Origin of the sequence: Kitasatospora purpeofusca (assembly GCF_036010405.1) — a bacterium.
Taxonomy (GTDB): domain Bacteria; phylum Actinomycetota; class Actinomycetes; order Streptomycetales; family Streptomycetaceae; genus Kitasatospora; species Kitasatospora purpeofusca.
This window is the reverse complement of the sequence record NZ_CP108561.1, coordinates 8,506,025-8,520,774: the sequence shown is the minus strand read 5'-3', so window position 1 is coordinate 8,520,774 and position 14,750 is coordinate 8,506,025. Positions and strand designations below refer to the sequence as shown.

General features: G+C 73.6%; 12 protein-coding genes and 1 riboswitch. Of the genes, 7 read left to right on the top strand and 5 right to left on the bottom strand.

Annotated elements, in window-relative coordinates:
- The first annotated feature begins 30 nt into the window (after window positions 1–30).
- Window positions 31–1,644: a malate synthase A gene (gene aceB / locus OG715_RS37075; RefSeq protein WP_266272879.1), complete on the top strand. Its 1,614-nt coding sequence runs from the start codon at window positions 31–33 to the stop codon at window positions 1,642–1,644.
- A gap of 23 nt (window positions 1,645–1,667) precedes the next feature.
- A complete protein-coding gene (locus OG715_RS37070) occupies window positions 1,668–2,534 on the top strand; it encodes a 3-hydroxybutyryl-CoA dehydrogenase (RefSeq protein WP_266272880.1) in 867 nt (288 codons plus the stop codon).
- 42 nt (window positions 2,535–2,576) lie between these two features.
- On the opposite strand, the gene OG715_RS37065 is transcribed toward OG715_RS37070, so the two are convergent.
- The 3 genes from OG715_RS37065 to OG715_RS37055 all read right to left on the bottom strand — a co-directional run bounded on the left by OG715_RS37065 (window position 2,577) and on the right by OG715_RS37055 (window position 5,136).
- Entirely contained in the window at window positions 2,577–2,753 is a 177-nt protein-coding gene (locus OG715_RS37065; RefSeq protein ID WP_266272881.1) for a hypothetical protein, read from the bottom strand.
- A 217-nt stretch (window positions 2,754–2,970) separates the two neighbouring features.
- Window positions 2,971–3,531 carry an NUDIX hydrolase gene (locus OG715_RS37060; RefSeq protein WP_266272882.1) on the bottom strand — a complete coding sequence of 187 codons (561 nt, stop codon included), beginning with the start codon at window positions 3,529–3,531 and terminating at the stop codon, window positions 2,971–2,973.
- A 156-nt stretch (window positions 3,532–3,687) separates the two neighbouring features.
- Entirely contained in the window at window positions 3,688–5,136 is a 1,449-nt protein-coding gene (locus OG715_RS37055; protein ID WP_266272883.1) for a short-chain fatty acyl-CoA regulator family protein, read from the bottom strand.
- A gap of 258 nt (window positions 5,137–5,394) precedes the next feature.
- Here OG715_RS37055 and OG715_RS37050 point away from each other — a divergent pair, with 258 nt between their 5' ends.
- The 4 genes from OG715_RS37050 to cobF all read left to right on the top strand — a co-directional run bounded on the left by OG715_RS37050 (window position 5,395) and on the right by cobF (window position 9,898).
- Window positions 5,395–6,906: an MmgE/PrpD family protein gene (locus OG715_RS37050; protein ID WP_266272884.1), complete on the top strand. Its 1,512-nt coding sequence runs from the start codon at window positions 5,395–5,397 to the stop codon at window positions 6,904–6,906.
- Window positions 6,907–6,935: 29 nt separating this feature from the next.
- Complete coding sequence (prpB, locus tag OG715_RS37045; protein ID WP_266274570.1) at window positions 6,936–7,841, top strand: methylisocitrate lyase; 906 nt, start codon at window positions 6,936–6,938, stop codon at window positions 7,839–7,841.
- A 21-nt stretch (window positions 7,842–7,862) separates the two neighbouring features.
- Window positions 7,863–8,999 carry a bifunctional 2-methylcitrate synthase/citrate synthase gene (locus OG715_RS37040; RefSeq protein ID WP_266272886.1) on the top strand — a complete coding sequence of 379 codons (1,137 nt, stop codon included), beginning with the start codon at window positions 7,863–7,865 and terminating at the stop codon, window positions 8,997–8,999.
- A gap of 137 nt (window positions 9,000–9,136) precedes the next feature.
- Window positions 9,137–9,898, top strand: a complete 762-nt coding sequence (gene cobF / locus OG715_RS37035; protein ID WP_266272887.1) for a precorrin-6A synthase (deacetylating) — start codon at window positions 9,137–9,139, stop codon at window positions 9,896–9,898.
- Window positions 9,899–9,984: 86 nt separating this feature from the next.
- On the opposite strand, the gene metE is transcribed toward cobF, so the two are convergent.
- Both metE and OG715_RS37025 read right to left on the bottom strand, forming a co-directional pair.
- Complete coding sequence (metE, locus tag OG715_RS37030; protein WP_266272888.1) at window positions 9,985–12,300, bottom strand: 5-methyltetrahydropteroyltriglutamate--homocysteine S-methyltransferase; 2,316 nt, start codon at window positions 12,298–12,300, stop codon at window positions 9,985–9,987.
- Window positions 12,301–12,463: 163 nt separating this feature from the next.
- Window positions 12,464–12,700, bottom strand: a riboswitch (cobalamin riboswitch).
- A gap of 141 nt (window positions 12,701–12,841) precedes the next feature.
- Entirely contained in the window at window positions 12,842–13,951 is a 1,110-nt protein-coding gene (locus OG715_RS37025; RefSeq protein ID WP_266272889.1) for an FAD-dependent oxidoreductase, read from the bottom strand.
- A 93-nt stretch (window positions 13,952–14,044) separates the two neighbouring features.
- On the opposite strand from OG715_RS37025, the gene OG715_RS37020 reads away from it, so the two are divergent.
- Complete coding sequence (locus OG715_RS37020; protein ID WP_266272890.1) at window positions 14,045–14,725, top strand: TetR/AcrR family transcriptional regulator; 681 nt, start codon at window positions 14,045–14,047, stop codon at window positions 14,723–14,725.
- Window positions 14,726–14,750: the final 25 nt, after the last annotated feature.

The window sequence follows — 14,750 nt, the reverse complement described above, 5'->3', positions numbered from 1 at the left end:
GGCGCCCCCGACCGCCTCCAGGAGAACCGGATGAGCCTGCCCACCCGTATCGAGGTCCTCGGCGCCCCCGAGGACCGCTTCGAGGAGGTCCTCACCCCCGAGGCCCTCGCGTTCGTCGCCCGCCTGCACCTCCCCTTCGCGGCCCGCCGCACCGCGCTGCTCGCCGAGCGGCGGCGCCGGGCCGACGCCCTCGCCGCCGGCGGCACCCTGGACTTCCTGCCCGAGACCCGCGCCGTCCGGGAGGACGACAGCTGGCGGGTGGCCGGGGCCGGACCGGGCCTGCACGACCGGCGGGTGGAGATCACCGGCCCCCCGGAACGCCGGATGGCCGTCAACGCGCTCAACTCCGGTGCCAAGGTGTGGCTGGCCGACTTCGAGGACGCCACCTCCCCCACCTGGCACAACCTCGTTTCCGGCCAGCTCAACCTGATCGACGCGATCGAGCGCCGGATCGACGACACCACGGCCGAGGGCAAGCGGTACTTCATCGGCAACGACCCGGCCACCATCGTCGTCCGCCCCCGCGGCTGGCACCTCGACGAGCACCACCTGCTGATCGACGGCCGCCCGGCGATCGGCGCCCTCGTCGACTTCGGGCTCTACCTGTTCCACTGCGGACGGCCGCAGATCGAGGCCGGCTCCGGCCCCTACTTCTACCTCCCCAAGCTGGAGAACCACCTCGAAGCCCGGCTCTGGAACGACGTCTTCACCGTCGCCCAGGCCGAGTTGGGCATCCCGCACGGCACGATCCGCGCCACCGTCCTGATCGAGACCATCACCGCCGCCTTCGAGATGGACGAGATCCTGCACGAGCTGCGCGAGCACGCCGCCGGCCTAAACGCCGGCCGCTGGGACTACCTGTTCAGCCTGATCAAGAACTTCGCCCAGCACGGGCCGCGATTCGTCCTGCCGGACCGCGCCTCCCTCACCATGACCCAGCCGTTCATGCGCGCCTACACCGACCTGCTGGTGCGCGCCTGCCACCGGCGCGGCGCCCACGCCATCGGCGGCATGGCCGCGGCGATCCCGCAGCGCGACCCGGACGCCAACGAAGCGGCGCTCACCCGGGTCCGCGCCGACAAGGAACGCGAGGCCGGGGACGGCTTCGACGGCTCCTGGGTCGCGCACCCGGGACTCGTCGGCACCTGCCGCACCGCCTTCGACGCCGTGCTCGGCGACCGGCCGCACCAGCTCGACCGGGGCCGGGAGGACGTCGAGGTCACCGCCGCCGACCTGCTCGGCGTCCACCGGCTCTCCGTCGGCCTGCCCACCGAACAGGGGCTGCGCGCCAACGTCGCCGTCGCCCTGCGCTACCTCACCGCCTGGCTCGGCGGCACCGGCGCGGTCGCCGTGTTCGGCCTGATGGAGGACGTCGCCACCGCCGAGATCGCCCGCTGCCAGCTCTGGCAGTGGCAGCACCACTGCACCCGGCTCACCGGCGGCTCGCTCGCCACCCCGGACCTCGTCCGGCGGCTGATCGACCGGGAACGGGCCGCCCTGCTCGCCCAGGGCACCGACCCGACGCTGCTGGACGACGCGGCCCGGATCCTGGTCGACACCGCCCTCGGCGCCGAACTCCCCGCCTTCCTCACCACCGAGGCCTACGCCCGCCACCTCGTCCGCACCACCGCACCGGCCCTGTGACACCGCCCCCGGAAAGGCACGCCATGAACGACATCCGACGGGTCGCCGTCGTCGGCGCCGGGCAGATGGGCGCCGGCATCGCCGAGGTCTTCGCCCGCGCCGGCCTGGACACCATCGTCTGCGAGCACGGCTCCGCCGCCCTGCGCGCCGCCCGCGCCCGCATCGACCGCTCCCTGCACCGCGCCGTCGACCGTGGCCGCCTCAGCGAACAGCAGCGCACCGACGCCTGGGCGCACCTGCTGTTCGCCGACGACCTCGAAGCCCTCGCCGACCGCCAACTCGTGGTCGAGGCCGTCGTCGAGGACGAACGCGTCAAGAGCGACGTGCTCGGCGCCCTGGACAAGGTGCTCGCCGCCGACGACGCCGTCCTCGCCACCAACACCTCCGCCATCCCCGTCACCCGCCTCGGCACCGCCACCGGCCGGGCGGCCAACCTCCTCGGCCTGCACTTCTTCAACCCCGCCCCGGTCATGCCGCTGGTCGAACTCGTCTCCTCCCTGCACACCGACCCGACCGTCCTCTACCGCGTGCACACCTTCGCCGAGGAGGTGCTCGGCAAGCAGGTCATCCGCTCCCGCGACCGCGCCGGCTTCGTCGTCAACGCCCTCCTGATCCCCTACCTGCTCTCCGCGATCCGCCTCGCCGAGGCCGGCCACGCCACCGCCCAGGACATCGACACCGGCATGGTCCACGGCTGCGCCCACCCCATGGGCCCGCTCCAACTCGCCGACCTCATCGGCCTCGACACCGTCCAGGCCATCGCGAAGTCCATGTACGAGGAGTACAAGGAGCCGCTGTACGCCGCCCCGCCGCTGCTCACCCGCATGGTCGAAGCAGGCCTCCTGGGCCGCAAGACCGGCCGGGGCTTCCACCCGCACCGGTCGAGCTGACGGCTCCTCGCCCGTCGGGGCGAGGAGCGGTCTCAGCCGGTCTCAGCCGATCGGACGGAACGGCAATACCGCGGTACTGCCGCCGAAAAGGACCCGCCCGTACCTGTCCGCGCCGTCGAGCGAGCGATAGCGGAGCACCGGATCACCGGCCCGCACGAGCGCGGTCGCACACCCGAGACACCAGGGCCGCGGCGGCTGCTCGTCCAGATCCTCGATCACCGCGGGCATCCCGCACTGCGCACAGTCCGCCATCAGGGCCTCCCGAGGCTGGTCAGGACCAGGTCGACCCGCACCGGGTGCAACCCCACCGGCTGCAATGGTCCGGCAGATGCCCGTCGATCCGCAAACCGGACCGACGCGGGCACTCCGTCGGACGGTGTCCTCACTCACCGGGTTGACCGATCTGCTCCTCGGCGGGCAGTAGGCGTACTGCCGGTCAGCGGCGGCCCGCACCGGCTAGCCGGTGCGGGCCGAGGTAGTAGGAGAGTGCCGCGTGCGAGGGGCCGTCCGGGATCCCGCCCGTGACCAGGAGCCCGACCACCTCGGCCTCCGACAGCCACTCCACCCGGGCCGCCTCGGAGATGTCCTGCGGCTCGCCGATCCGGGTGCAGCCGGTCACGTGGTACGCCCGGAAGTGGGCGTCGCTGATGCCGGACATGGCGTCGTACTCGGTCAGCGGCTCGACCCGGCCGGGCCGCCAGCCGGTCTCCTCCTCGACCTCGCGGGCGATCGCCCCGGCGGGCTCCTCCCCCGGGTCCGCCCAGCCGGCCGGCACCTCCCAGCCCCAGCGGCCGGTGATGAAGCGGTGCCGGTGGATGAGCAGGAAGCGGCCGTCGTCATCGGTGACGACGGCCGTGGTGGAGGCCCGCGGCATCCGGACGACGTGGTGCTCGATCCGCCCGGTCCCGGGTATGTCGACCTCGTCGAGCCACAGCTCCACCCACGACGACCCGTAGACCTGCCGCCGACCGTGGACCGGCCACTCCGCTCCCGCCACCGGGTACTCCTCACGCACGTACGATCCGACGGCCCGACCCTCTCATGCGCGCTGCGAGCCGCGCGTCCGCGGCGCCAGAGCCGCCGGGGACGGAGCCGTGGACGCGGACCGGGACGGCTGGGTGTGATCCTCCCGGCCGGGTCACCGGGAGTGCCGTCACGGGTGGGCGGGCAGCACCGGGTAGGGGATGCGGGTGCGGTGGTTGGGGTCCACTGTGAGGGGGTTGGTGGCCGGGGGGCGGGCGCGTTGGGCGCAGTCGGTGCGTTCGCAGATGCGGCAGCCGAGGCCGATGGGGGTGGCGGCGCGGGGGTCGTCGAGGGCGGTGCCTTCGGCGTAGACCAGGCGGTGGGCGTGGCGGAGTTCGCAGCCGAGGGCGACGGCGAAGCCGGCGCGGGCGGCGCGTTGGCCGTGGCCGCCGTGGGTGACCGTCCGGGCGATCCAGAAGTACCTTTTGCCGTCCGGCATTTCGGCGACCTGGGTGAGGATGCGGTCGGGTGCGGAGAAGGCTTCGTAGACGGTCCAGAGCGGGCAGGTGCCGCCCAGGCGGGAGAAGTGGAAGCCGGTGGCGGACTGGCGTTTGGAGATGTTGCCCGCCCGGTCGGCGCGCAGGAAGGAGAACGGGACGCCGCGGCGGCCGGCGCGCTGGAGGGTGCTGAGCCGGTGGCAGACGGTCTCGAAGCCGACGCCGAAGCGGGCCTGGAGCAGCTCGATGTCGTACCGGAGCTCCTCGGCGGCCGCGTGCACGGCGGTGTAGGGCATCAGCACGGCCCCGGCGTAGTAGTTGGCGAGACCGATCCGGGCCAGCGACTCGGCCTGCGGGGAGGTGAGGCCGGCCTCGGCGACCAGTTCGTCCAGCAGCTCCCGCTGCTCCAGCAGGGCCAGTTGGGTGGCGAGTTGGAAGGCCCGCTGGCCGTCCGTGAGCCAGGGTGACAGGCGCAGCACGCCGGTGGCCGGGTCGTAGCGGCGCAGGTCGGCCGTGTCCCGGTGGTCGGTCTCCGTCACCCGGACGCCGTGCCGGTCGGACAGCAGTGCGGCGAGGGCGGGTGCCGACCGGCCGCCGGGCGGTGCGGCGAGCGCGTCGGCGAGGGTCTCGGCGGCCCGGTCGAGGGGGTCGATGTGGTTGTGGTGGGTGTAGAAGAAGTCCCGTACCTCGTCGTGGGGTTCGGCAGCCGGGCGAACGGCGGGCGGCCGGGTGACGGCGGGGTCGGTTCCGGCGGGCCCGGCGACGTGGTCGACGGCCTCCCGGTAGCGGCGGTGCAGGGCGACCATGGCGCGGGCCAGTTCGGGGTGGTCCCGGCTGACCTCGGTGATCTCCTCGGGCGGGACCGCGCCGCCGCAGGCCTCGTCGGCAAGGGCGGTGCGCAGGTCGGTGGCGAGGCGTTCCTCGTCCGTGTCGGAGAAGAACTCCGGTTCGACGCCGAGGACTTCGGCGATCCGCAGCAGGACGGGCGCGGTCAGCGGGCGCTGGCTGTGCTCGATCTGGTTGAGGTAGCTGGTGGAGATGCCGAGTTCGCGGGCCAGCTCGACCTGGTTGAGGCCGTGGGCGCGGCGCAGTCGGCGGAGCTTGGCGTGCGCGTAGATCTTCCGTGCGGCCGGGCGTGTCATGGGACCGGTGGTACTCCTCACAACGGAACGACGGAACTGCGGAACAACGGAGCTGCGGAACAACGGAGCTGCGGAACGGGCGGCGTCCTCGCCCGGCTTGCGAAAAGTACCACTGCCGCCCGTCGTCCGGATCCGCAGAATTCGCAGTTCCGCCGCTCCGACGTGGCCCGATTCCGCAGTGTGGCTTCCTCGCCACGGGCGCCGTCGTGGGAAAGGCTCGTGGTGCGTCCGTTCCGCCGAAGCCCGCGAGGAGCCCCCGTGATCGAGTACCACGTCCGCGTCCACCCGAGTGCCGACCGGTTGCCGCGCGAGGAGCAGCTCGCCTGGCGGCTCGCCGCCGTCGCCGCCGGCACCGAGGAACTGGACCCCGACAGCGCCGCGACGGCCGTCGACCGGGTGGTCGACAACGCCGCCGTGGCCACCGCCTCGCTGCTGCGCCGCCCGGTGGCGGTGGCCCGCGCCCAGGCGCACGCCCGCGCCCACCACGCCGCGCCGGGCGCCCGGGTGTTCGGCAGCCTGGTCCGGGTCTCGCCCGAGTGGGCGGCCTGGGCCAACGGGACGGCCGTGCGCGAGCTGGACTTCCACGACACCTACCTCGCCGCCGACTACTCCCACCCGGGCGACAACATCCCGCCATTGCTCGCCGTCGCCCAGCACACCGGCCGCACCGGCGCCGACCTGCTGCGCGGCATCGTCACCGCGTACGAGGTGCATGTGGCGCTGGTCAGGGGCATCTGCCTGCACGAGCACCGGATCGACCATGTGGCCCATCTGAGCGCCGCCACCGTCTGCGGGATCGGCACCCTGCTGCGGCTGCCGACCGAGGTCACCTACCAGGCCGTCCAGCAGGCGGTGCACACCACGACCGCCACCCGGCAGTCCCGCAAGGGCGAGATCTCCAGCTGGAAGGCCTTCGCCCCGGCGCTCGCGGGCAAGGCGGCGATCGAGGCGGTGGACCGGGCGATGCGCGGCGAGGCCAGCCCCTCCCCGATCTACGAGGGCGAGGACGGCTTCCTGGCCCGGATGCTCGACGGACCCCGGTCCGACTACACGGTGCTGCTGCCGGAGGCCGACGAGCCGCGCCGGGCGATCCTCGACACCTACACCAAGGAGTACTCCGCCGAGTACCAGGCCCAGGCGATCATCGATCTGGCCCGGCGGCTGCGCGAGAAGACCGGCCCGCTGGGGAACGTCCGCTCCGTGGTCCTGCACACCAGCCACCACACCCACCAGGTGATCGGCTCCGGCGCGAACGACCCGCAGAAGTACGATCCCACCGCGAGCCGGGAGACCCTCGACCACTCGATCCCGTACATCCTGGCCGTGGCCCTGGAGGACGGCGGCTGGCACCACGAGCGCTCCTACGCGCCCGAGCGGGCGGCGCGACCGGAGACCGTCGCGCTCTGGCGGCGGATCACCACCGTCGAGGACCCGGAGTGGACCGCCCGCTACCACGACCCCGACCCGGAGCGCCGGGCCTTCGGCGGCCGGGTGGTGGTCACCCTGGACGACGGCACGGTGGTCGAGGACGAACTCGCCGTCGCCGACGCCCACCCCAACGGCGCCCGGCCGTTCGACCGGCCCGCGTACGAGCGGAAGTTCCGCACCCTGGCCGAGGGGGTCGTCACGGCCACCGACCAGGACCGCTTCCTGGCCGCCGCCGACGGCCTCGCCGAGCTGCGGGCCACCGACCTCGACGAGCTGTTCCCGGCCGTCGACACCCAGGCCGTCCGCGACTTCGACGAGACCCTGCCGGAGGGCCTGTTCTGATGCTGCACACCCACATGCTGCACACCCACATGCTGCACACCCGCACCACCGCCTCGCAGCGCCGCCGCGCCCTGCGCGAACGGCTCGCCACCGGGCGGCTGTTGACCGTTCCGGGCGCGTTCAACCCGCTCTCCGCCCGGCTGATCCAGGACCTCGGCTTCGAGGCCGCCTACCTGTCCGGGGCCGTGCTCGCCGCCGACCTCGGCCTGCCCGACATCGGCCTCACCACCGCCACCGAGGTCGCCGACCGCGCCCGCCAGACCACCCGGGCCACCGACCTGCCGGTGCTGGCCGACGCCGACACCGGCTTCGGCGAGCCGATGAACGCCGCCCGCACCGTGCAGCTCATGGAGGACGCGGGAGTGGCCGGCCTGCACCTGGAGGACCAGGCCAACCCCAAGCGCTGCGGCCACCTCGACGGCAAGACCGTCACGCCCCGCGCGGAGATGGTCCGACGCTTGCGGGCCGCCGTGGACGCCCGCCGCGACCCGGACTTCCTGCTCATGGCCCGTACCGACGCCCGCGCCGTCGAGGGCCTGGCCGCGGCGATCGACCGGGCGAAGGCCTATGTGGACGCGGGCGCGGACGCGGTCTTCCCCGAGGCGCTCGCCGACGAGGCCGAGTTCGCGGCCTTCCGCAAGGCCGTCGACGTCCCCCTGCTGGCCAATATGACCGAGTTCGGCAAGGGCCCGCTGCTGGACGCCAGGACCCTCCAGGACCTCGGGTACGACATCGCCCTCTACCCGGTCACGCTGCTGCGCCTCGCCATGGGCGCGGCCGAGGACGGGCTGCGCGCCCTCGCCGCCGACGGCACCCAGTCCGCCCTGCTGCCCCGGATGCAGACCCGCTCCCGGCTGTACGAACTCCTCGGCTACCAGGAGTACTCGGCCTTCGACTCGGCCGTCTTCGACTTCACCCTGACGCCCGGCACCTGACGCACCGGAGGGACCGCCCCCATGTCCACCACCGCACCCGAGGTCCACCGGGGCCTCGCCGGCGTCGTCGCCGACACCACCGGGATCTCCACCGTCGTCCAGGAGACCAACTCGCTCACCTACCGCGGCTACCCCGTCCAGGAGTTGGCCGCCCACCGCTCCTTCGAGGAGGTCGCCCACCTGCTCCAGTACGGGGAGCTGCCGGACGCGGCGCAGCTGCGCGAGTTCCGGGCCCGCGAGCGCGCGCTGCGGCCGCTGGACCGCACCACCGCGGAGCTGCTGGCCCGGCTCCCGGAGACCTGCCACCCGATGGACGTGCTGCGCACCGCCGTCAGCTTCTTCGGTGCCGAGGACCCGACCGAGGACGACGGCCGCCCGGTCCCCGGCCTCGCCAAGTCCCTGACCCTGCTGGCGAGGCTGCCCACCGTCGTCGCCGCCGACCGGCGCCGCCGGCGCGGACTGGACCCGATCGCCCCGGACCCGGAGCTGGGGCACGCCGAGAACTTCTTCCACATGTGCTTCGGGGCCGTGCCCGCGCCCGAGGTGGTCCGCTGCTTCGAGATCTCGCTGGTGCTGTACGCCGAGCACAGTTTCAACGCCTCCACCTTCACCGCCCGGGTCGTCACCTCCACCCTCTCCGACCTCTACAGCGCCGTCACCGCCGCGATCGGCGCGCTCAAGGGGCCGCTGCACGGCGGCGCCAACGAGGCGGTGATGCACATGCTGGAGGAGATCGGCGACCCGGCCCGCGCCGCGGACTGGCTGGACCGGGCGCTCGCCGACCGGCGGAAGGTCATGGGCTTCGGCCACCGCGTCTACAAGCACGGCGACTCCCGCGTCCCGATCATGCAGGCCGCCCTGGACGACCTGGTCGCCCGGAGTACCGACCCGCAGGCCGCGCGCCTGGCCGCGCTGCACGGCGCGCTGCGGGACGCGATGCTGGAACGCCGGGGCATCCACCCCAACCTCGACTACCCGGCGGGCCTGGCCTACCACCTGATGGGCTTCGACACCCCGGTGTTCACGCCGATCTTCGTGATGAGCCGGATCACCGGCTGGACGGCCCACATCTCCGAACAGCTCGCCCACAACGCGCTGATCCGCCCGCTCGCCCGCTACGACGGCCCGGAGCAGCGGCCGGTACCGGTCTCGGCCTGACGGGCCCGCGTTCCGGCCGACGGGCCCGGGCTCCGGCTGGACGGGCACGGTCTCCGTCCGACCGGCCCGGTCTCCGACTGGACGGACCCGGGCTCCCGCGTTACCCCGCACCCTCCTGACCGGGCAGAATCACGGGCATGCGGCACATCTACGTCATCGGCATCGGTGCGGGCGACCCGGACCACCTCACCCTGCAGGCGGTCAAGGCCATCGCCCGCACCGACGTCTTCCTCCTCCTCGACAAGAACGAGCAGCGCCAGGACCTCATGCGGCTGCGCCGGCGGATGATCGAGGAGCACGCCCGCCCCGGTCACCGGGTGGTCGAGGTGCCGGACGCCGAGCGCGACCGGACCACTCCGGCCTACACCGAGGCCGTCCAGGACTGGCGCCGCCGCCGGGCCGAACTGGTCGGCCGGCTCGTCGGCGAGGAACTGGGCCCGGACGGCACCGGCGCGCTGCTGGCCTGGGGCGACCCCAGCCTGTACGACAGCGTGACCGCCGTGCTGGACGAGGTGCTGGCGGCCGAACCCGGCGCGTTCAGCTACGAGGTGGTGCCGGGCATCAGCAGCGTCTCGGTGCTCGCCGCCCGGCACCGCACCACCCTCACCCGGGTCGGCCGTCCGGTGCGGATCACCACCGCGCGCCGGCTGGCCGCCGAGGGCTTCCCGCCGGGGTCCGAGGACGCGGTGGTGATGCTCGACGGGCAGGCCGCCTTCGACCGGATCGAGCCCGAGGGCGTGCACATCCACTACGGCGCCTACCTGGGCGGCGAGGACGAGATCCTGGTCTCCGGCCCGCTCGGCGAGAAGGCGCCGGAGATCGCCCGGCTGCGCGCGGAGGCCCGCGAGCGCAAGGGGTGGATCATGGATACCTATCTGCTGCGCCGCACCGAGGACTGACCGCGCCCGCCCCGGTCGGCCCTGACCGCGCGCCCGCTCCGCCCCGCCCCGGTCCGCGACGACCGGGGCGGGGCGGGTCGGTCGGCTCAGCCCGCGAGTTCCTCGCGCAGCCGGCGGGCGGCGCCGACCAGGCTGTCCAGCGAGGCGCGGGTCTCCGTCCAGCCGCGGGTCTTCAGCCCGCAGTCGGGGTTGACCCAGAGCCGCTCGGCCGGGATCGCGGCCAGGCCCGCCCACAGCAGGGCGAGGGCCTCCTCGGTGCTCGGCACCCGCGGGGAGTGGATGTCCCAGACACCCGGTCCGACCTCGCGCGGGTAGCCGGCGGCGGCGAGTTCACCTGCGACCTGCATGTGGGAGCGGGTGGCCTCCAGCGAGATCACGTCCGCGTCGAGCTCCTCGATCGCGCTCATGATCGCGCCGAACTCGGCGTAGCACATGTGGGTGTGCACCTGGGTGTCCGCACGCACGCCCGAAGTGGCCAGCCGGAACGACTCGGTGGCCCAGTCCAGGTACGCCGGGCGGTCCGCGGCGCGCAGCGGCAGGGTCTCCCGCAGGGCGGGTTCGTCGACCTGGACGACGGCGGCGCCGGCGGCCTCCAGGTCGGTGACCTCGTCGCGCAGGGCGAGGGCGACCTGGCGGGCAGTGTCGCCGAGCGGCTGGTCGTCGCGGACGAAGGACCAGGCGAGCATGGTGACGGGGCCGGTGAGCATGCCCTTGACGGGGCGGTCGGTGAGGTCCTGGGCGAAGCGGAACCAGTCGACGGTCATCGGGTGCGGGCGGGAGATGTCTCCGGCGAGGACCGGCGGGCGCACGTAGCGGGTGCCGTAGGACTGCACCCAGCCGTGGCGGGTGGCGAGGTAGCCGGTGAGCTGCTCGGCGAAGTACTGGACCATGTCGTTGCGCTCGGGCTCGCCGTGCACGAGGACGTCCAGGCCGGCCTTCTCCTGGTAGGCGATCACCTCGCGGACCTCGGCCTCCATCCGCTCCCGGTACGCGGCGGCGTCGATCCGACCCGCCGTCAGATCGGCGCGGGCGAGGCGCAGTTCGGTGGTCTGCGGGAAGGAGCCGATGGTGGTGGTCGGCAGCAGCGGCAGGCCGAGGCGGGCGCGCTGGGCCTCGGCGCGCTGCGGGTAGGCCTGCGGGCGGCGGGCGTCGTCCGCGGTGACGGCGGCGGTGCGGGCGCGCACGGCCGGGTCGCGGGTGATCGGCGAGCCGGCCCGGGAGGCGAGGTCGGCGCGGTTGGCGGCGAGGTCGGCGGTGATCGCGCCGGTGCCCTCGCGCAGTGCGCGGGCGAGCAGGGCGACCTCGGTGGCCTTCTGCCGGGCGAAGGCGAGCCAGCGGGCGATCTGCGGGTCGACGTCGCGTTCGAGGGCGGCGTCGATCGGCACGTGCAGCAGGGAGCAGGACGGTGCGACGTCGACGCGCTCGGCGAGGCCGAGCAGGGTCGCCAGGGTGGCGAGCGACTTCTCCAGGTCGTTGATCCAGATGTTGCGGCCGTCGACGACGCCGGCGACCAGCCGCTTGCCCGGCAGGCCGCCGACGGCGGCGAGGTCGTCCAGGTTTGCGGCGGCGGGGCCGGTGAAGTCCAGTGCCAGACCCTCGACGGGTGCCTTGGCGAGCACCGGCAGGGCCTCGCCGAGGCGGTCGAAGTAGCTCGCGACCAGCAGCTTCGGCCGGTCGGTGAGGGCGCCGAGCTCGCGGTAGGCGCGGGCGGCGGTGTTCAGTTCGGCCGGGGTGCGGTCCTGGACGAGGGCGGGCTCGTCCAGCTGCACCCAGTCGGCGCCGGCGGCCTTCAGGGCGGAGAGCAGTTCCGCGTAGACCGGCAGCAGCCGGTCGAGCAGGGTGATCGGCTCGAAGTCCGCCGCCACGCCGGGGGCGGGCTTGGCGAGCAGCAGGTAGGTGACCGGGCCGAGCAGCACCGGCCGGGCCGCGTGGCCGAGCGCGAGCGCCTCGGCGAGTTCGCCGACCGCCTTGGCCGGGTTCGCGACGAAGACCGTGCCGGGGCCCAACTCGGGCACCAGGTAGTGGTAGTTGGTGTCGAACCACTTGGTCATCTCCAGTGGCGCGACGTCCTGGGTGCCGCGCGCCATGGCGAAGTACCCGTCGAGTGGGTCGGCGTCGACGGCGGCCCGGTGGCGGGCCGGGACCGCGCCGACGGCGACCGTGGTGTCGAGCACGTGGTCGTACAACGAGAAGTCACCGGTGGGGACTTCGAGCACCCCGGCGTCGGCGAGCTGGCGCCAGTTCTCCCGGCGCAGCTCGGTGGCGGCGTCCCGGAGGGCGTCGGCGGTGACGGTGCCCTTCCAGTAGCCCTCGATCGCCTTCTTGAGCTCCCGGTTCCGGCCCTGGCGGGGGTAGCCGTGCACGGTCGCCCGGGTGGCCGCGGCTGCGGACTTCGCTGTCAAGGGACTCTCCTTCGCGAGTCTTGCTCCTCAAGTGCCCGGTGACGGGACGAGGGCGCGAAGGGACGACGAGCCGGACGGTGGCCGCCGCGAACGGACGTGCCTCAACCGCCTGCTGTGGTCGCCGACCCGCCCTCGAGGTCATCGGACAGCCGCCCGCGGTTCCTCCGCGGACGGGCAGCGGGCAGGTCTTCGGACTCGCGGGCACACCCACCCTCGTCGAGGGCGGACACCTACTGGCCGTCGCTTCCCGGGCCCGGCTCGGACCCAGTGCGTATGACGGCGGTCGTTCCCACTCACCGCTGCGGGGCAGTCCCGGACTGGCCAGTCGAAGGCGTCACCGGGTTCCCTCTTACGACGTCCTGCCTGGCGGGCAGGGCGAACCAGCTACGGGGTCAGCCTAGAGGCAAACCACCGGTCGGGGCGACGGATTCCACCGCGGTGTCCACGGATCGGGACCGACGGGCGCTTCGAGGTCCCGCCGGCCGGGGCGCTCCCGGCCCTGCTCGGCGGATGCCGGTCAGCGGCCGTCGGTCGGCCGCTGTCAGTCGGGCTGGAAGAACGCGAGCATCTTCCGGGCGGCGTCCGGTGCCCGCAGCATCGCCTGGATCTCCGTGGACATCCGGGCAGCAGCGGCGGTGCGTTCGAACATCTCGCGTTCGTACTCCGCCACGGCGGCCGGGAGGTCGTCCGGGTGCGCGGCGAGCGCGAGACCGAGCAGGGCGCCGTCGAGCAGCGCCATGTTGGCGCCCTGTCCCACCGGCGGCATCAGGTGTGCGGCATCGCCGACCAGTGTGACGCCGGGCGTCGACGGCCAGGTCAGGCCGACCGGGAGGGTGGTGATCGACCTCGGCACGACGGTGTCGTCGCAGGCCGCGATCAGCGCGGTGAAACGCGGGTCCCAGCCGGGGAGCAGCTCGATCAGCCTGGCGCGGGCGGCGGCCGGCTCGTCGAACGGGATCCCACTGGTGGCGAACCAGTCCTCGGCGGTGTCGTAGAAACCGAGGCCGATGCGGACTCGGCCGTCGCCGTTGCGCTGCGCCGCCAGGGACACTGCGCCGCCGAGCACCCAGTAGGTGCCGCGCCCGACCATCGCCGCGAGGTCGGGGTGGGTGCGGTCGATGTCGGGGATGCCGACCTCGACCACGTTGTGGCCGGTGTGCTCCGGGCGGACGTCGGTGAGCAGCGCGCGGACCCGGGAGTTCGCGCCGTCCGCGCCGACCAGCAGCTCGTACGTCGCGCTGCTTCCGTCGGCGAAGCGCAGCTGGCCGCCGTCGGCGGACTCGTACGCGCGCCCCCAGCGCACCGTGCCCTCGGGGAGGGAGTCCAGCAGCAGGTCGCGCAGATCGGTGCGGTCGACCTCGGGCCGCGCGAGCGGGGCGTCGTCGGGCGTGTCCTCCTGGAGCAGCAGGGTGCCGTCCGGCTCCAGCAGGCGCATGTCCTGGCCCTCGCCGCGGGCGATCGCGAAGAACTCGTCGATCAGACCGGCTTCGCGCAGCGCCCGCTGGCCGGAGTGGATGTCGAGCATGCCGCCCTGGCCGCGCGCGTGGCGTGACGACTCGCGTTCGTGGACGACGCAGTCGATGCCGTTCACGTGCAGCACCCGGGCGAGTGCCAGGCCGCCGAGACCGGCTCCGACGATGGCGATGGTCATGACTGCCTCCCCCTTCGATGCAACCCCGATATATCTCGATACACCGTACTGGTCGATACACTGTATCGCCCGATGCGTTGTATGGTGAGCGGCATGTTGGTGTGGGAGAGGCCGGAGCCGCCGGATCGACCCGTGCCGGCCCCGTTGAGCCGGGACCGGATCGTGCGAACGGCGATCCGGCTCGCCGACGCGGACGGCCTGGACGCGGTGTCGCTGCGCAAGGTCGCCACCGAGCTGGACGTCCGTCCGATGCGGCTGTACGGCTACATCGCGAGCAAGGAGGAGCTGCTCGACCTGATGGTCGACGCCGTCCACGCCGGGATCCGGCCGGTGGGCGACCACTGGCGGGAGGTGCTGCGGTCCCACGCCGAGGCCACTCGGAGCGCCGTCCACGAGCACGAATGGCTCGCCGACCTGCTGGGCGGCCGACCCCAGCTCGGGCCGGAGGCGCTGGCCGGCGGGGAGACCCTGGTGGCCGCGCTGGGCGACATCCACGTGGACGCCGTCATGCCGGTGGTCGCCGCGGTCAAGGCGTACGTGATCGGCGCGGTGCGCCGGGAGATCGCCGAGCGGCGGGCCGAGCGGGCCACCGGGATGGACGAGGCGCAGTGGCAGCGCTCACTCGGGCCCTATCTGGAACGCACCTTGGCCACCGGCCGGTTCCCCGCGCTGGCCGCGGTGGTGCGCGATGCCGCCCACCTCGACGCCGACCGCACCTTCCGGATGGGCCTCGACTTCGTGCTCGACGGCATCGGGGCCCACATCTCGCGATGACGTGACACCGGCCGTCGCGGTGGTG